This window comes from Roseateles amylovorans (assembly GCF_025398155.2).
In the GTDB taxonomy this organism is placed as follows: Bacteria; Pseudomonadota; Gammaproteobacteria; order Burkholderiales; family Burkholderiaceae_C; genus Roseateles; species Roseateles amylovorans.
Map to the genome: position 1 here is coordinate 1,001,055 of NZ_CP104562.2, position 16,964 is coordinate 1,018,018.

The 16,964-nt window shown below is 66.5% G+C and carries 13 protein-coding genes; 9 read left to right on the forward strand and 4 right to left on the reverse strand.

Translation table 11 applies throughout. The features are described 5' to 3' along the window. The first annotated feature begins 13 nt into the window (after positions 1–13). Positions 14–4,459 carry a capsular polysaccharide synthesis protein gene (locus tag N4261_RS04360; protein WP_261758997.1) on the forward strand — a complete coding sequence of 1,482 codons (4,446 nt, stop codon included), beginning with the start codon at positions 14–16 and terminating at the stop codon, positions 4,457–4,459. On the opposite strand, the gene corA is transcribed toward N4261_RS04360, so the two are convergent. Next, a complete protein-coding gene (corA, locus tag N4261_RS04365; RefSeq protein ID WP_261758998.1) occupies positions 4,381–5,349 on the reverse strand; it encodes a magnesium/cobalt transporter CorA in 969 nt (322 codons plus the stop codon). The genes N4261_RS04360 and corA overlap by 79 nt on opposite strands. A gap of 342 nt (positions 5,350–5,691) precedes the next feature. Between corA and N4261_RS04370 the strand changes: the two genes are divergently transcribed. Beyond that, positions 5,692–6,612, forward strand: a complete 921-nt coding sequence (locus tag N4261_RS04370) for an amino acid ABC transporter substrate-binding protein (RefSeq protein ID WP_261758999.1) — start codon at positions 5,692–5,694, stop codon at positions 6,610–6,612. A 358-nt stretch (positions 6,613–6,970) separates the two neighbouring features. Further along, complete coding sequence (locus tag N4261_RS04375; protein ID WP_261759000.1) at positions 6,971–7,660, forward strand: SH3 domain-containing protein; 690 nt, start codon at positions 6,971–6,973, stop codon at positions 7,658–7,660. A gap of 22 nt (positions 7,661–7,682) precedes the next feature. On the opposite strand, the gene N4261_RS04380 is transcribed toward N4261_RS04375, so the two are convergent. Next, the gene (locus N4261_RS04380) at positions 7,683–8,087 is read right to left on the reverse strand and encodes a RidA family protein (RefSeq protein WP_261759001.1); all 405 of its coding nucleotides are present in this window, start codon (positions 8,085–8,087) and stop codon (positions 7,683–7,685) included. A gap of 352 nt (positions 8,088–8,439) precedes the next feature. On the opposite strand from N4261_RS04380, the gene kdgD reads away from it, so the two are divergent. The 4 genes from kdgD (at position 8,440) to garD (ending at position 13,948) form a co-directional block, all read left to right on the forward strand. Next, positions 8,440–9,354 (forward strand): 5-dehydro-4-deoxyglucarate dehydratase, encoded by a 915-nt coding sequence (gene kdgD, locus N4261_RS04385; protein ID WP_261759002.1) that lies wholly within the window; start codon positions 8,440–8,442, stop codon positions 9,352–9,354. 14 nt (positions 9,355–9,368) lie between these two features. Then, on the forward strand, positions 9,369–10,808 hold the full coding sequence (locus N4261_RS04390) for an aldehyde dehydrogenase family protein (protein ID WP_261759003.1): 1,440 nt from the start codon (positions 9,369–9,371) through the stop codon (positions 10,806–10,808). A gap of 171 nt (positions 10,809–10,979) precedes the next feature. Further along, positions 10,980–12,332, forward strand: a complete 1,353-nt coding sequence (locus N4261_RS04395) for an MFS transporter (protein WP_261759004.1) — start codon at positions 10,980–10,982, stop codon at positions 12,330–12,332. Positions 12,333–12,379: 47 nt separating this feature from the next. Continuing rightward, a complete protein-coding gene (gene garD / locus N4261_RS04400) occupies positions 12,380–13,948 on the forward strand; it encodes a galactarate dehydratase (RefSeq protein WP_261759005.1) in 1,569 nt (522 codons plus the stop codon). A gap of 168 nt (positions 13,949–14,116) precedes the next feature. On the opposite strand, the gene N4261_RS04405 is transcribed toward garD, so the two are convergent. Then, positions 14,117–14,482, reverse strand: coding sequence for a DUF2185 domain-containing protein (locus tag N4261_RS04405; RefSeq protein WP_261759006.1), 366 nt, complete (start codon positions 14,480–14,482; stop codon positions 14,117–14,119). A 188-nt stretch (positions 14,483–14,670) separates the two neighbouring features. Here N4261_RS04405 and N4261_RS04410 point away from each other — a divergent pair, with 188 nt between their 5' ends. Next, positions 14,671–15,405, forward strand: coding sequence for a hypothetical protein (locus tag N4261_RS04410; RefSeq protein ID WP_261759007.1), 735 nt, complete (start codon positions 14,671–14,673; stop codon positions 15,403–15,405). Continuing rightward, a complete protein-coding gene (locus tag N4261_RS04415) occupies positions 15,405–16,190 on the forward strand; it encodes a hypothetical protein (RefSeq protein WP_261759008.1) in 786 nt (261 codons plus the stop codon). Before N4261_RS04410 ends, N4261_RS04415 begins: the two co-directional genes overlap by 1 nt. Positions 16,191–16,311: 121 nt before the next feature. Here N4261_RS04415 and N4261_RS04420 read toward each other — a convergent pair whose 3' ends face one another. Continuing rightward, positions 16,312–16,713 carry an SgcJ/EcaC family oxidoreductase gene (locus tag N4261_RS04420; protein ID WP_261760604.1) on the reverse strand — a complete coding sequence of 134 codons (402 nt, stop codon included), beginning with the start codon at positions 16,711–16,713 and terminating at the stop codon, positions 16,312–16,314. Positions 16,714–16,964: the final 251 nt, after the last annotated feature.

A 16,964-nucleotide genomic window follows, 5' to 3' on the forward strand; every position in this document is an offset into this window, starting at 1 on the left:
CGGCGGGGCCACCATGCCATCCACGCTCCAGGACTTTCACAACCTCCATGCCGGCGAGACGGTGATGGTGTGCGGCTGCGGGGTGTCGCTCAACGAGCTCGATCGGATCGATCCGCAGCGCCGGCCGCTGACCATCGGCGTGAACGATGTAGGCCGCCGCGTGGACCCGGACTATCTCGTCGTGCTCAATCCGAGCAGCCAGTTCAAGGACGATCGGTTCCGGTATGTCGCGCAGTCACGCGCACGAGCCCTGTTCACCCAGCTGGAGCTGGGCCCGGTGCAGCCGCAGGTGGTGGGCTTCCGGCTGGGTCAGCACGGCGGCACGGCGACCGACGCGACTGACGCGCTGCCCTTTACCCAGAACTCGCCTTATGTGGCCGTCTGTCTGGCCGCCTACATGGGGGCGCGGCGGATCGGTTTGATCGGCGTGGACTTCACCGACGACCATTTCTTCGCCCGCACCGGACGCCACGTGCTTGCGCCGCGCCTGCGCGAGATCGACGCGCAATACGGCCGATTGGCCGCCGCCTTGGCGCAGCGTGGCATTGAGCTGGTGAACCTGAGCGCGCGCAGCCTGCTGGAGCGTGTGCCCAAGAGTGACTTGGCGCCATGGATCGACGGATCGGGCCTGGCGCCGAGCGCGGCCGCGTCGACCGCGGCCAGGTCGATGTCGATGACCGCGGCGGACCGCGCCGGCGCCAAGACGGCGAGTACGTCCGGACTGCGCATCGTCTCTTATTCGACGATGCCGGTGGCCGGCGTACCGGCCGTGCTGGCGCGCTGCATCGACCACGAGACGCCGGACGCAGCGTCCTGCGTCTGGGCCACCGGGTCGTATGGCAACGGGGTGCAGTTCGACGGCGGCGTGAGCTGGCGCAGCCAGCCGCAGCAGGCGCAGACGCTGCTGGCCGAGGCGGACCTGGTGATCGTGCACAACGGCAAGATCGAGGCGGCGCATCGACGCGTGCTGCAGAGCAAGCCGATCCTCACCATGGCGCACAACTACGGCTGGAACGTCGATTTCCAGTTCATCCGTGCCGGTCACCCCGGCGTGGTGGTGGGCCAGTACCAGGCCACGCTGCCGGAGTTTGCCGGTTGGACCGTGGTGCCCAATCCCATCCCGCTGTGGGACCCGGTGCATGCGCCCGAGACACCGCAGGGGCGGGGGCCGGGCATCGGCATCGCCTACACGCCTTCGGGCCGATATGAGCGCTATCCGCCAGGCCACCGCCTGTACTGGCATGGCAAGGGTTTCGACTCGACGATGCGGACGCTGGATCGACTGGCCCGTCTGCCCGGCGTGCGGCTCGAGACCACGCGCGGTGGCCAGGTCAGCCATCTGCAGTCGATGGCCATGAAGCGTCGATCGCACATCGTCATCGATGAATGCGTGACCGGCAGCTATCACCGCAACAGCCTGGAGGGCCTCGCGGTGGGCGCCGTCGTGGTCAATGGCATGGGGCAGCTCCCCGGCGTGCGCGAGGCGTTTCTGCGCTGTGCGGGCGAGGGCGTGGACGACACCTGCATCGACGCGCTGTTCGAGTGCGCCACCCTGGCATCGCTGCCGGCGCGGCTGGAGGCCTTGGTGGCGATGGGCCCCGAGGCCTTGGTGGAACTCGGTCGGCGGCGTCGTGCGTGGATGGAAACCCACTGGCGATTCGAGACGCAGTGGCAGACGCAGTGGCGACCCGCCATCGATCGTGCAATGAATGGCCCGTACCGTGGCGCCTCGGCCGTGGCCGTCGGGATGGTCTCGGCTGCGTTGCCACCGCCATTCGAGCGGCCGTCAGCGTTCCGGCCGGACTCGGCGACCGCACGCGCGTTGGGCGTCACGCGCCGGCCGGAGGTGCCGATCGCCCGACGTCCGGCGCTGCCCGTTGCGCGCCATCCCGCGCCGCCGGCGGCACGGCCCTTGGCCTTGGCGCCGCTGCCGGCGATGCCGCCTCGGCCGCGCCAGAGGGGGCTGCCCGCTCGAGGGTCCGTCCCCGTGCCGTCCGGCCCGATTCACACGGCGCGCGTGGCGCGACCGATTCGACAGGAGACTCCGATGGCAGCGCTTCCCGTTCAACCGGTCTCGGTGATCATTCCGCACGGCGGCACCAAACGCCTGCCGCATCTGACGACGACCCTGTCCACCTTGCGGCAGATGGGCGAGGCGCTGGAGCTGATCGTGGTGGAACTGGGCGGGGCCCCGGTGGCGATCGAGGTGTCGCGGCGCTGGGCCGACAAGCATCTGTTCATCGAGCACCACGGCCCCTTTGAGCGCGCCCGCGCCCTCAATGCCGGCGAACCCGTGGCCGCCGGCGAGCTGCTGCTCTGGCTGGACAACGATCTGATGGTGCCGGCTGGTCTGATCACCGCAGCGGTTCAGGAGCTGCGCAAGCGCCGTCTGGACGGGCTGACCTCGCCGTTCTCCACGGTGCGTTATCTGTCGGAAGGCGACAGCCTGCAGGTGATGCAGGGGATCGTCGATCCGGGGGACTGCCGGCCGGTGAAGGTGCTCACGCCGGCGGGTGGCGCGTCCGGCAATGCGACGCTGGTGACGCGGGACTTCGTTCGGCGCCATGGCGGGCTGGTGGAAGGCTTCATCGGCTGGGGTGGCGAGGACAACGCCTGGAACCACAAGCTGGCGGTGCTGGGGCGCAGCGGGCGGCTGCAGCAGTCCGAACATCACCTGCACCATCTCTTCCATCTGAACTCCGGGGGCCATGTGGGCGTCGCGGCCGGCGCGGCCAATCCGCATTACGCGGCGAATGTCGAACTGATGCGGCGGGTGTTTGCCGTCCGCGGCAAGGCGCAGTTCCTGGCGACGTTCCCGCCGGTGCCGGCGACCCGGGGCCGGCTGACGACGTTCGATCAGCAGCCCGCGAACGCGGCGCCGGCGGTGTCGACGACGGCCGATGTGCCGGTCACCGCAGAGACGGTCTGGGCCTATTGGGAAGGAGACTGTCCGGACTGGATAACCGCCTGTCTGCGAACCTTGCGGTCGGCGGCGCCCACGCTGCGATTGCTGAACGCGGCCAGCTTCGACCAGCTCCGTGACCAGGATCGCGACATCGACCTGAACCGCCTGCAGGTGGCGCACCGGGCGGACTTCATCCGGCTCTTCCTGCTGCAGCGCTACGGCGGCCTGTGGGTGGATGCCGACTGCGTGGCGATGCAGCCGTTGGCGCCGGTGCTGGCGTTGCTGGGCGCGCACGAGCTGGTCGGACATCGGGAGCGCAGCGGGCTGGTGTCCAACGGCTTCCTTGCGGCGCGGCCGGACAGCCGCATCCTCCGGGCCACCTATGCGCGGGTGTGCGCGTTGCTGCGGTCTCGTCAGCCGCTGGGCTGGACCTCGATCGGATCGGAGCCGCTGACGGCCGCGGTGCAGCAGCATCCGCACGATTGGCATGAGCTGCCGGTGGCACGGGTACAGCCGATCTGCTGGAGTCAGCCGCAGCGCTTCTTCGAGGTGGGATCGGCGGAGGCGCACCAGCGGGCGCTGGATCCGCAGGCGCTCTGCTACATGCTGTCCAACACCGAGATCAGTCGGTATGCGGCGCGCGATCGGTCGGTCGATCTGATGCGGCCTGACTCGTTCTTCAGTTTCCTGTTGGCGCATGCCGCAGGAGCGGTCGACACGGCGGGCATGGTGGCCTCAGAACACCGCGGAGCCGCGACGATGCGCATTCCAGAGACATCGGCCCCGGTTGGGATGAATGGGCACGCAGACACGACCGACGTCGCGGTGGCGCCATCGCCGCTGGAGGCGGTGTTCATCCGCGATGCGCAGGTGTATCGGCGCTATCGGGATGAGTCGATCTCCGGCCCCGGCTCCAGCCTGCAGCAGACGCGCGTGCTGCGCGCGCGCTTGCCGCTGGTGCTGGCGCACCTGGGCGCGAGCAGCCTGCTGGATGCGCCGTGCGGCGACTTCCACTGGATGCGCCAGGTGGCGTTGGGCGTGGCGCACTATGTGGGCGTGGACATCATGAGCGCAGTGATCGAGGCGCATCAGGTCCGTGATCGTCGGCCGGGTCGCGAGTTCGTCCGGGCGGATCTGCTTCACGGCGCGTTGCCGCGCTGCGATGCCATCTTCTGCCGGGATCTGCTGCCGCACTTGTCGTTTGCCGAGATTGCGACGGTGCTGGAGAACTTCCATCGCAGCGGGGCGATCTGGCTGCTCACCACCACCTTCACCGCCGAGCGAGCGCCCGCCAATGCCGACACCGAGGCCGGCCGCTGGCGGCCGTTGAGCCTGCACCTGGAGCCGTTCGACTTCCCCGCGCCTGTGCTGCTGGTCAATGAGCACTGCAGCGAGGGCGGGGGACAGTTTGCCGACAAGAGCCTGGCGGTCTGGCGACTGGCGGATCTGCCCTGGGACCGCCTGCGGGCCCTGCGCTACAGCCAGCCGGACTTCCTGAAGCGCCAGAACAGCACGCCACAGGTGGCGGTGATGAGGCCCAGCGCCATCGGATAGCCCCAACGCCATTTGAGCTCCGGCATGACCTCGAAGTTCATGCCCCAGATGCCGGCGAAGGCGGTGGCGGCGGCGAAGATGCCGGCCCAGGCCGCCAGGCGTTTGGTGACCTCGGACTCTTCGATGGTGGCCATCGACAGGTGGACCTGGATGGCGGTGGTGGCGGTTTCGCGCAGGCTGTCCAGCGCGCCCTGCATCCGTTCCAGGTGGTCGTAGACATCGCGGAAGTATTCGCGTGTGTCCTCGCACAGCGGCGGCACGCGGCCGCGCACCAGCTTGCCGACCGCATCCAGCAGCGGCGAGACCGCATGCTTGACCTGGGTGATGCGCTGCTTGAGTTCATAGACCCGGCGGATGTTCTCGCGGGTGACGCCGGGCTCGAAGATCTGGGCCTCGATGGCTTCCAGCTCGGTTTCCAGGGCCTCGATGACGGGGAAATAGCGGTCCACCACCGCATCCATGATGGCGTACATCACGAAGCCGGGGCCGCGGCGCAGCATGTGCGGCTCTTTCTCGGCCCGCGCCCGCACGCCCAGCAGGCTTTGGGAGACCCGGTTGCGGATGGACAGCACGAAGTTGCTGCCGGCGAAGATCGCGACCTCGCCGCTGACCAGCTCGTCGGTGGGGGTGAACTGCACCGCATGCATGACGGTGAAGAGGGTGTCGCCGTATTCCTCGATCTTCGGGCGCTGATGGCCGTGCAGCGCGTCCTCGACGGCCAGCTCATGGAGATTGAATTCCTCCTTCATCGCCAGCACTTCGGATTCGGACGCATCGCGCAGCGCCACCCAGACGAAACAACCCGGCATGGCCAGGTACTCGCTGATGTCTTCCTGCCGAATGTCCGCCAGGCGATGGCCGTCGCGGTAGGCGACGCAATTGATCAGCATGGGACGCTCCTTCACGCCGCTCGACAGGGGCGGCTGGGGAGCGATTGGAGCATGCGGCGCAAGCATGGCCGATCGGTTGTAACCACCCGTGCGCGCCCTGGACGGTGTGCGGAATTGCGCAAGCTTGATGGATTCGGCCTGTTTAGGGGCGTCTCCCGATGAACGGCGCAGGGGGCTTGGTGGGCGGGCTATGGCATGATTTCGCGCCGATGTACCTTACGTGTCACCGCGTGGGGTCGCCCGTTGGGCGCGTGTTCATCGGGAGTTCCATCGCCCTAGCCTCCCGCGGGGCGACGTCAACAGCCGCTCTCTCTGTGCTGTCTGTTTTTTCTTCAGAGCGACATGATCACTGCATTTTCCCGGGCCCTGCGGCCCCTGGCCCTCGCCGCGTTGAGCGCCGTCGGCTTCTTCGGTCTGGCTGCGTCCGCGCAGGCCGCCGACACCCTCTCCCGCATCCGCGAGGCTCGCAGCATCAACATTGGTGTGCGTGAAGCAGCCCGTCCGTTCTCCTATTTGAACGATGCCAAGCAGCCGGTGGGTTACTCGGTGGACCTGTGCCTGGCGGCGGTCGAGGACCTGAAGAAGGAACTCAAGCTGCCGGACCTGAAGGTGAACTTCGTGGTGGTGGGCGGTCCGGAGCGGATTCCGAAGCTGCAGAAGGGCGAGATCGACCTGGAGTGCGGCTCCACGACCAACACCCGGGCGCGGCAGGAGCAGGTCGATTTCAGCTACACCATCTTCGTGGCCGGCATGCGGGTGCTGGTGCCCCGTGGCACGCGGGTGGAATCGATCAAGGACCTGGAGGGTCTGACGATTGCGGTGAGCAAGGGCACGACCTCCGAAAAGCTGTTCAACCAGTTGCAGGCCTCCGGCGAAGCCAAGATGCAGGTGGTGCCCTACGCCAACAACGTCGAGGCCTTCAAGGCGCTGCGCGACGGCAAGGCCCGCGCGTTCCCTCAGGATGATGCGCTGCTGCAAGGTCTGGCCTCGAAAGAGAAGGCGCTGGACACGCTGAACCTGGGCGGCATGGCGTTCTCGGTGGAGCCTTACGGCATCATGATGCGCAAGGGCGATGCCAAGCTGCAGGAAGCGGTCGACCGCAGTCTGAGCCGCATCTACGCCAGCGGTGAGATCCAGAACATCTACAAGAAGTGGTTCCAGACCGACTCGCTGTCGATCCCGATGAGCCGCTTGACGCGCGACAGCTTCGTGCGGCCCAACAAGGAAGCCGGCGTGGCGATGCTGCTGGGCTACTCGATCTGATCGGCGCCGCATCCGCCGCTGGGTGAGGGGCGCATGCCCTGACCCCGCTGCGCGGATCCTCGCGCGAGTGCAGTGCCGGAACGGCCGCCATGGGCGGCCGTTTTCAATGGGGCGTTGTGGGGCTTGAGGTGTCTATGGCGGGATGGCAGGCGGCAAGTGACCCGCGATTGAGTCGCTTGATGCGATCAATGAACCGCGCTGGCGGGTTCGATCTGAAGATGGCTTGCATGCGCGGCAGATGACCAAAGTCCTACCGCTGTTTGGGCGCTCGCAGCCAGAATCCACGCTGTTGGTGATTGGGCCCCGCCTGCCTCGGAAACGTCATGCTCGTATGGACATGAAAGGTGAGGGTACATCGATGGCGACTGACCTGACGCCCACTTGTCTGCGCTGGTGCGCCATGGCTGTGACCGCCATCGCTGCGCAGGTCCATGCGGCCGCCGAGGCGGCTCTGCCCTTTCGCAGCCAGTGCGAGATCGGCGCTTTCGTCCAAGAAACTGATCCGGCAGGACTCAACGTTCGCGCCGCACCGAGTGCTCATTCGAGGGTGCTCGGCAAGCTCGTTCCTGTCTATATGGATCCTGATCAGGGCTATCGCACACGGGCAGAGGTCGATGTCGTCGCATCCGAGAGGGGCTGGTTCCTCATTCGCAATGCTCGCGACAACCCGGACCTGTCCGGCCAAGCTGAACGCCCGATGTATCAGGGCGAGGGCTGGGTCAGCGGCAGCCGCTTGATCGTGAAGTCGCAAGCGACGGTCGGGCGCGCTGCCCCGACGCGACAAGCCCCGGAAGCATTGCGGTTTCGGGATGAGGACTCGTTCGACAGCAGCGCCATGATGGACAGTGGGCGACTGGTGGGCTGCCAGGGAAAGTGGGCCCAGGTGGAGTTCACCGAGACCAAGTTGCCTGTCGCTCTCCGAGAAAAGCTTCGCGTGGCCCCAGCCGCGCGGCAAGGTGTCCCTGCCGGCCGCTTCCGTGCCTGGCTCGACAAGATCTGCGATCTGCAGGAGACCAGCTGCAGCGGGCTCGGCGGCGGCGAGCCCTGAGCCCGTCAACCCATGGCACGGCTCAGTGCCCGCCCCCCTCCGGCAGCTTGGCAATCACCTTGATCTCGAACTGGAATCCGGACAGCCAGGTCACCCCGACCGCGGTGGCCGTGGGGTAGGGCGCTTCGCCCCAATACTCGGCGGCGACGGCCCAGGCGCGTTCGAAGTGCACGTCCGGGTTCACCATGAACACGGTCACGTCGATCACATCGCTGAAGCTGCAGCCCGCGGCGGCCAGGATTGCATTGAGGTTCTGGAAGGCCAGGCGCACCTGGGCATCGAGGTCCGGCTCGGGAGAGCCGTCCGGTCGGCTGCCGACCTGGCCGGAGACAAACAGCAGCCCGTTGGCACGGACCGCCGGAGAGTAGCGGTGCTGGTCGTACAGCGCGTGGCGGTGGGGCGGGAAGACAACATCGCGGGTGGTCATCGGAGGCAATCCTTCTGTGAGGGAGTAGATGAGTCCACTGTAGAAACATCGGCCGGGCCGATAAACAACCAGCTCGCTCCCTCACTGTTTGCACCCGCCAAACAATTCGCCGCGCCCCACACTATCGCATCGGCGACAGAAAACTGCCCCGATCTGGTTCGCTGACAGCCTTCTCGCACCAAGAGATCGCCGACCGAACGATCGGTCGGGGATGCGTCGGTGATTACCCTAGCCCGAATTGACGGGTCGGATGGTACCGCTATCATCAACTTTGGTACCGGTACCAGCGCGCTTCAGCGACGGTCCCGACACGGCGCTCGGCGCCGTTTTTCAACCCGACCACCGCACCGCCATGACTTCGCCTCAAGCTCTCAAGGACACCATCTCCCACGGTCTGCTGTCGTTCCCGCTGACCGACTTCGACGCCCAACTCAACTTCGCACCGAAGCCCTATGCCGAGCGCCTGGAGTGGCTGATGCCCTACGGCGCGACCGCGCTGTTCGCGGCGGGCGGCACGGGTGAGTTCTTCTCGCTGGAACCCAAGGAATACAGCGAGATCATCAAGGTGGCCGTGGACACCTGCAAAGGCAAGATGCCCATCATTGCCGGCGCCGGCGGCCCGACCCGTGTGGCGATCCAGTACGCGCAGGAGGCCGAGCGCCTGGGCGCGCAAGGCGTGCTGCTGCTGCCGCACTACCTGACCGAAGCCTCGCAGGAAGGCCTGGTGGCGCACGTGACCGCCGTCTGCAAGAGCGTGAAGTTCGGCGTGATCGTCTACAACCGCGGCGCCTGCCGCCTGACGCCCGAATCGCTGCTGAAGCTGGCCGACGCCTGCCCCAACCTGATCGGTTTCAAGGACGGCATCGGCGACATCGAATCCTTTGTCTCCATCCGCCAGACCCTGGGCGACCGCTTCTCCTACCTGGGCGGCCTGCCGACCGCCGAGCTGTTCGCCGGTGCCTACAAGGCGATGGGCTGCCCCGTGTATTCCTCGGCCGTGTTCAACTTCATCCCGAAGACTGCGATCGATTTCTACAACGCGCATGCCGCCGGCGACACCGCCACCACCGATCGCCTGATCCGCGACTTCTTCCTGCCCTACATCCAACTGCGCAACAAGGGCCACGGCTATGCGGTGTCGATCGTGAAGGCCGGTGCGACGCTGGTCGGCCACACCGCCGGTCCGGTGCGTCCGCCGCTGTCGGACCTGAAGGCCGCCGAAGTGGATGAACTGGGCGCGCTGATTTCCAAGCTCGGTCCGCAATAAGCCAGGAGGCCCGCATGTTCAAGAACCTGATCAACGGCGAGTGGGTCGACGGCCCGCGCGTTTCCCGCAACATCAATCCGAGCGACACCCGCGACGTGGTCGGCGAGTACGCCCAGGCGGACGCCGCCCAGACCCGCCAGGCCATCGCCGCCGCGCGACAGGCCTTCTCCAAGTGGAGTCTGTCCACGCCGCAACAGCGCTTTGACATCCTCGATGCAGCCGGCAACGAGGTGCTGGCCCGCCGCGCCGAGCTGGGTGACCTGCTGGCCCGCGAAGAAGGCAAGACACTGCCGGAAGCCATCGGCGAGGTGGTCCGCGCCGGCAACATCTTCAAGTTCTTCGCCGGCGAGGCGTTGCGCGTCGGCGGCGAGGTGATCCCGTCGGTGCGTCCGGGCGTGGGTGTCGAAGTCACCCGCGAGCCGCTGGGTGTGATCGGCCTGATCACGCCGTGGAACTTCCCGATCGCGATCCCGACCTGGAAGCTGGCTCCCGCGCTCGCCTTCGGCAACACGGTGGTGATGAAGCCGGCCGAGCTGGTGCCCGGCTCGGCCTGGGCACTGGCCGACATCCTCAAGCGCGCCGGCCTGCCGGATGGCGTGTTCAATCTGGTGATGGGCCGCGGCTCCGAAGTGGGCGCGGAACTGCTGGAGAACCAGGGCGTCGATGCCATCAGCTTCACCGGCAGCGTGCCGACCGGACAACGTGTCGCCGCCGCCTGCGTGGCGCGTGGCGCGAAGTTCCAGCTGGAGATGGGCGGCAAGAATCCGTTCGTGGTGCTGGACGATGCCGACCTGGACGTGGCGGTCGCTGCCGCGGTCAACAGCGGCTTCTTCTCAACCGGTCAGCGTTGCACCGCCTCGTCGCGCGTGATCGTCACCGAAGGCATCCATGACCGCTTCGTGGCCGCCGTGGTCCAGAAGATGAAGACCCTGAAGGTGGACGACGCCCGCAAGGCCGGCACCGACATCGGACCGGTGGTCGACGAGCGCCAGCTGGCGCAGGATCTCGAGTACATCGGCATCGCTCGCCAGGAAGGCGCCGTGCTGGCCGCCGGCGGCGAGGCGCTGGGCCACAGCTCGGCCGGTGCGCCGGGCTTCTACCTGACGCCCGCGCTGTTCACCGAGACCACTGCCGACATGCGCATCAACCGCGAGGAAGTCTTCGGTCCGGTGGTGAGCGTGATCAAGGCCAAGAACTACGACGAGGCGCTGGCGCTGGCCAACGACACCCCGTTCGGCCTGGCCACCGGCATCGCCACCACCTCGCTCAAGCACGCCACCCACTTCAAGCGTCATGCGCAGGCCGGCATGGTGATGGTCAACCTGCCAACCGCGGGTGTGGACTATCACGTGCCGTTCGGCGGACGGAAGTCGTCGAGCTACGGCCCGCGCGAGCAAGGCCGCTATGCCGCCGAGTTCTACACCACGGTCAAGACGGCCTACACCCAGGCCTGAGCCAGGCCTGACCCAGGCCTGACCCCGGTGTGAATCTGACGTGATGCCGACCTGATGGACGTGATCGGCATTGCCGTCCTGATTTGACCGCGATGGGCACGGCGCCTGCGGGTGCCGCCCCACGACGAAGGCCGACACAGATCGGCCCCTCATTCCCGATGTGGAGACAACATGCAGCTTTCTCTTTCCTCCGCCGCAGGCGCTGTCGGTAGCCGCACGCGCTACGGCGTGCTGGCGATGATCTTTCTGGTCACCGTCCTGAACTATGCGGACCGCGCCACCGTCGGCGTGGCGGGTCCGGTGCTGTCCAAGGACCTGGGCATCGACTCGGTGCAGATGGGCTTCATCTTCTCGGCCTTCAGCTGGTCGTATGTGCTGGGCCAACTGCCCGGCGGCTGGTTGCTCGACAAGTTCGGCGCCAAGAAGGTCTACGCCTGGAGCATCCTGCTGTGGTCGCTGTTCACCATGCTGCAAGGCACGGTGCACCACATGGGCATGGACATGGTGCTGTTCGGCCTGCCGATGGCGGTCGCGGCGCTCTTCATCATGCGTTTGCTGGTGGGGCTGGCGGAGTCGCCGTCCTTTCCGGCCAACGGCCGCATGGTCGCGGCCTGGTTCCCGGTGGCGGAACGCGGAACGGCCTCGGCGATCTTCAACTCGGCGCAGTACTTCGCCACGGTGCTGTTCGCGCCGATCATGGCCTGGATCGTGCACGCGATCGGCTGGTCCGAGGTCTTCTATTTCATGGGGGCGCTGGGCATTGTGGTGAGCGTGGTGTGGATGCGAACCATGCACAACAGCCCCTCGGAACATCCCAACGTCAGCCAGGCCGAGCGCGAACACATCGAATCGGGCGGTGCGCTGCTGTCGGGCAGCGCCAGCAAGACGGCGTCGGGCCCGAAGCTGGCCTACCTCAAGCAGTTGCTGGGCAACCGCATGCTGCTGGGCGTGTACATCGCGCAGTACTGCGTCAATGTCCTGACCTACTTCTTCCTGACCTGGTTCCCGGTGTATCTGGTGAAGGAACGCGGCATGTCGGTGCTCAATGCGGGCATCGTGGCGGCGCTGCCGGCGATCTGCGGTTTCGCCGGGGGTGTGCTGGGCGGTGTGATTTCCGACTGGCTGCTGCGCCGGGGTCATTCGCTGACCTTCGCCCGCAAGCTGCCGATCGTGGTGGGCATGCTGCTGTCGACCACCATGGTGGCCTGCAACTACGTGGGCATCGAAGCCCTGGTGGTGGGCATCATGGCGCTGGCGTTCTTCGGCAAGGGCCTGGGCGCGCTGGGCTGGGCGGTGGTGTCGGACACCTCGCCCAAGGAGATCGCGGGTCTGAGCGGCGCGCTGTTCAATACCTTCGGCAATGTGGCCGGCATCGTGACGCCGATCGTGATCGGCTACATCGTGCAGACCACCCACTCGTTCAATGGCGCGCTGGTGTTCGTCGGCGCCCATGCGCTGATCGCCGTGCTGAGCTATCTGCTCGTGGTGGGCGAGATCAAGCGCGTGGAACTGAAGCCCGTCTGAGCGCGGCTGTTTCCCTTCCCAGGCCCACCTGAACCCAGGAATCCACCATGACCGCCCCCAAGAACCCGTTGACCATCCAGATGCATGAGGCGGACAACGTCGCCATCGTCGCCAACGATGGCGGCCTGCCCGCCGGCACGGTGCTGCCCTCCGGGCTGGTGCTGAAAGACCAGGTGCCGCAAGGCCACAAGGTGGCCCTGGTGGACCTGCCGGCCGATGCCGCCGTGCTGCGCTACAACGTGCCGATCGGCCACGCCGCGCAGGCGATCCCGGCCGGCAGCTGGGTGCATGAACGTCTGCTGAAGATGCCGCCGGCCCGTGAGCTGGACGGTCTGCCCAAGGCCACCGCTCAGGCGCCAGCGATGCCGCCGCTGACCGGCTACACCTTCGAGGGCTACCGCAATGCGGACGGCTCGGTCGGCACCCGCAACATCCTGGCGATCACCCAGACGGTGCAATGCGTGGCCGGCGTGGTGGAGTTTGCGGTGGCGCGCATCAAGGCGGAGCTGTTGCCGAAGTATCCGAATGTCGACGATGTGGTCGGCCTGGCGCATACCTACGGCTGCGGCGTCGCCATTGATGCGCCGGACGCGGTGATTCCGATCCGCACGCTGCGCAACATCAGCCTGAACCCGAACTTCGGGGGCGAGGTGATGGTGGTGAGCCTGGGCTGCGAGAAGCTGCAGCCCGAGCGTCTGCTGCCGCCGGGCGTGATCCCGATCGCCGACCAGCGCGGCGATGCGGCGGCCGAGGGCCTGGACGTGGTCTGTCTGCAGGACAACAAGCACGTCGGCTTCATGTCGATGATCGAGTCGGTCATGACGCAGGCGACGGTGCACCTGGAGCGCCTGAATCGCCGCCGCCGCGAAACCATTCCGGCGTCGGAGCTGGTGGTGGGTGTGCAGTGCGGCGGCAGCGATGCGTTTTCCGGCGTCACCGCCAATCCGGCGGTGGGTTTCTGCGCCGACCTGCTGGTGCGTGCCGGCGCCACGGTGATGTTCAGTGAAACCACCGAGGTGCGTGACGGCATTGCCCAACTGACGGCCCGCGCCCGCTCCCCCGAAGTGGCGGACGCGATGATTCGCGAGATGGCCTGGTACGACGCCTACTTGCAGCGCGGCAGCGTGGACCGCAGCGCCAACACGACGCCGGGCAACAAGAAGGGGGGCTTGTCCAACATCGTCGAGAAGGCGATGGGCTCGATCGTCAAGAGCGGCAGCGCGCCGATCTCCGGCGTCCTGTCACCAGGCAACAAGCTCGACGGCCAACGCGGCCTGATCTACGCCGCCACGCCCGCCAGCGACTTCATCTGCGGCACGCTGCAGCTGGCGGCGGGCATGAACCTGCATGTGTTCACCACCGGCCGCGGCACGCCTTATGGCCTGGCGGAATGCCCGGTCATCAAGGTGGCCACGCGCAGCGACCTGGCGCGCCGCTGGCATGACCTGATGGACATCAACGCGGGGCTCATCGCGGATGGGGAAAAGACCATCGCCGAAGTGGGCTGGGAGATGTTCCACATGATGCTGGAAGTGGCCAGTGGCCGGCAGACCTGGGCGGAGCGGCATGGCTTGCACAACGCGTTGGTGTTGTTCAATCCGGCGCCGGTGACTTGATCGAGCGGCCGTTGGGGTGGCAAGCGGACCAGACGAAGGAACCGCCACATAGGCGGTTCTTTGCAAGACTGGTGGACGAGCCTTACCCTTTGCCCGCGATCGCGGGTCCTGTGTGCATCGGAGCCAACGCGTCTGGCATGTCTTGGCAAAGGCCGCGAGATAGACGTCTTACTCCTCCCCCGGCTCGAAGTCCTCGACTTCGACAAACCCGCCATCCCCGTTTTCCCGCTCGAATGCGGAGCCCGGCTCGGCATCGAGGAACGGGATGATGTCCGGGTCGTAGTTCGCGATCGTATTGACGTCGTAGGCCGCGTGATTGTCCGGGTCGTTCATGTACTCGTCGGATTCATGGCCCGACATGAAGCGCCAGCCGCTGTCGTCCTCGTGGTCTCCTTCCTCTCGGTACATGAAGGCCACCTTTCGGCCCTCGCAGGTGATCATGTCCGTGGCGATGCAAGCGCCGTATCCCACGGCGACGTCCTTGATCTGGTCCGGACGCAGTCGAAACGGTTTTTGAGCGGGATCAGTCGCCATGGATGGCCTTTCGTCATTCGGGTGGGTGGCGTTTGATCGTAAGTCCGCTTGGCATCAAACAACGACCAATGCGGCGTGACTCGAGCCCCTCCCAGAGGCAGGGCTGTGCCCAAATCGTTGCAAAGTGTCCAAGGACACTGTCCCCCCCAGCCCCCCGGCCTAAACTTCTCAGCCTCGAAGGAGTTTCCATGGCCAGCCGTGTTCCCGGATCGCTCGGCATGAGCGAATCCACGCCCCCGATTGACCCCGGCACCCTGGTGCGGGCCACCTCGCCGCAGGTGCGGCCGGTCGGCACCACACCGGCTGCGGCGCCCGCGCCCGCCGCAGCGACCAAGCTGGACGATGACACCCGCGCCTTGGCCGCCGTCGCCTACGGTGAAGGCTCCACCGACAACGTGTTCGAGGAAATGGCCGCCATCGCCAATGTGCTGGTCCGCCAGCAGAAGGCCCGCGGCTACGCGACCATCAGCGCCTTCATCAAGGCCAACAAGACCTATGCGTTTGCCGCCCATGACGGCAACAAGCGCTATGGCAAGCTGATCAAGGCCACCGATCAGGAGATCGCCGCCGACACCGGCATGGACGCCGCCGTGCGTGGCGCGCGCAATGCGCTGTCGGCCACGCCCAAGGACTACGCCAACGGCGCCTACTTCTGGGACGGCGCGGACATCAAGTCCAACTACGCCAACCATCCCAAGGTGCTGGTCGGCATCAAGTTCACCGATCCCAAGCACAACATCTACAACATCGCCGAAAAGAACGTGCCCGACGAGAACTTCTGGATGGACGCGAACAATCGCCCCACCAAGTCCCGCGGCAAGTGGAACTACAAGTTCGAATCGACCGCAGCCTACGGTGGCACCATCTTCTGGAAGTACAACGAGGACTTCCTCAAGGCGACCAAGAACAAGGAATACAACTGATGCGGTCATCGACAGCGGTCTTCCCCCCGGCGATGCCCCGGCATCGTTCACCGTGGCGCCCGGTCATCCGGCCCGTCCTGCGCAGCCTCCCGCTGAGCGCGGCGCTGCTGCTGGCGATGAGCATGGCGCACGCCGAGGGCGGTGCGCCGGCGCCGCGTCCCATCGCCAATGCCGCCGAGTTGGTTCAGCAACTGGCCGTGGGCCCTGCCGTGACGCTCACGCCCATCAAGCGCATCAGCGGCTGTGGCCCGAAGGGCTGCTCGGTCAATGTGGAGCGGGTCTCGGTGGTGCGTGCCGACGATGAGAAGCCCGGCGAGCTGCAGTCGTCCACCGGCGCCAAGATCCGGCTGGTCGAGCATCGGCCGGCGGATGGCCGCGAGCTGCCCGATCTGGATTGGTCGCCGCTGCGGGCCTTTGAGGTGCACAACGGCAAGCAGCGCTGGGGCAGCTGCATCGAGTTCACCCATGAGGGGCTGGGCAAGAGCGGCGTGCAGCAGCGCTGGACCAGCGTCGTGCTGGTGCCGTTCAAGGGCGACAGGCCCGGCACCACCGCGCATCGCTTCGTCGGCTACTGGGCCGGTTGCGAAAGCCTGCGCGGCGCCGAGAAGGCGCAGGCCGTGACGCTGCCGCTGGTCGAGCCGGCTGCAGCGGGCGCCGCCCATCCGCTTCATCTCATGCAGTACGCTTGCACCCGCGAGTCCTGCACCGGGCGGGAAGATCCGCGCCCGGTGAAGGGCGATCCCGGCAGCACGACTGGCGAGCTGATGATCGGCGCCGCGCCCTGAGGGTCAACGGCGCCTTGCGGGGCGCCTGGCTGCGTTGAATGGAGAAAGGGGCGCCTCAAGCGCCCCTTGGTTCATCGGCGGTGGCTCGCGCCTGCCCGCATGATTTGCTTCACTTTTTGCTTCACTTCTCCGGCATGGCCGACGAATGGTGATGCGCGATCAGCCATTGGCCGTGCGTCCATTCATAGACGTAGGTGTAGCGAGCGCGCACCTGGCTGCCGTCCTTGAATTTGAAGGTGTAGGTGCCGACGTCCTGCGCCACATTGCAGCCGATGCGGATGATGCGACTGTCGATCGTCCCTTGCGGCCCGTTCTTCAGGAACTTGACGAAGTAGTCCCGGATCTCGGCTGGCGTGGTGCGCGCCTGATTGGAGACCGTGGGCAGCAGCACCGCATCCTCGGCGTAGTTGGCGACGACCTTGTCCGGGCTCAGCGTCGACAGCGACGTGTTCCAGCGGTCAAACAGGCCGGCGACTTCGCGCTCGGTGGTGACGGCACATTCCGAATGGCCCTCCTTGGCCATGACCGGCAAGGCGGCGGAGAGGCTCAGTGCCAGCACAGAGGCACCCAGAAGGCGAGGAAGAAAAGCGGTGGTCATGAATCGTGTCCTGTCGGTGGCATGCAGGGAGACGTTCAGGCCCGGAGGCCCGACGTCGCGCTTTGAGTGGCGCAAGAACGATTCTGGAAACGACGGATGAACCGCCGGCTAGCGACGTATGAATCCACAGTGAGCGACAGATGAATGCCAGATGAACGACCGACGCACCGACCCGG

What these genes read in the sequence shown, in the direction of transcription:
- N4261_RS04415 (WP_261759008.1), top strand. Translation starts at nt 15,405, where the DNA reads ATGCGGTCATCGACAGCGGTCTTCCCCCCGGCGATGCCCCGGCATCGT.
- N4261_RS04410 (WP_261759007.1), top strand. Translation starts at nt 14,671, where the DNA reads ATGGCCAGCCGTGTTCCCGGATCGCTCGGCATGAGCGAATCCACGCCC.
- N4261_RS04420 (WP_261760604.1), bottom strand. Translation starts at nt 16,713, where the DNA reads ATGGCCAAGGAGGGCCATTCGGAATGTGCCGTCACCACCGAGCGCGAA.
- N4261_RS04390 (WP_261759003.1), top strand. Translation starts at nt 9,369, where the DNA reads ATGTTCAAGAACCTGATCAACGGCGAGTGGGTCGACGGCCCGCGCGTT.
- N4261_RS04380 (WP_261759001.1), bottom strand. Translation starts at nt 8,087, where the DNA reads ATGACCACCCGCGATGTTGTCTTCCCGCCCCACCGCCACGCGCTGTAC.
- garD (WP_261759005.1), top strand. Translation starts at nt 12,380, where the DNA reads ATGACCGCCCCCAAGAACCCGTTGACCATCCAGATGCATGAGGCGGAC.
- N4261_RS04395 (WP_261759004.1), top strand. Translation starts at nt 10,980, where the DNA reads ATGCAGCTTTCTCTTTCCTCCGCCGCAGGCGCTGTCGGTAGCCGCACG.
- N4261_RS04375 (WP_261759000.1), top strand. Translation starts at nt 6,971, where the DNA reads ATGGCGACTGACCTGACGCCCACTTGTCTGCGCTGGTGCGCCATGGCT.
- kdgD (WP_261759002.1), top strand. Translation starts at nt 8,440, where the DNA reads ATGACTTCGCCTCAAGCTCTCAAGGACACCATCTCCCACGGTCTGCTG.
- N4261_RS04360 (WP_261758997.1), top strand. Translation starts at nt 14, where the DNA reads ATGCCATCCACGCTCCAGGACTTTCACAACCTCCATGCCGGCGAGACG.
- N4261_RS04405 (WP_261759006.1), bottom strand. Translation starts at nt 14,482, where the DNA reads ATGGCGACTGATCCCGCTCAAAAACCGTTTCGACTGCGTCCGGACCAG.
- N4261_RS04370 (WP_261758999.1), top strand. Translation starts at nt 5,692, where the DNA reads ATGATCACTGCATTTTCCCGGGCCCTGCGGCCCCTGGCCCTCGCCGCG.
- corA (WP_261758998.1), bottom strand. Translation starts at nt 5,349, where the DNA reads ATGCTGATCAATTGCGTCGCCTACCGCGACGGCCATCGCCTGGCGGAC.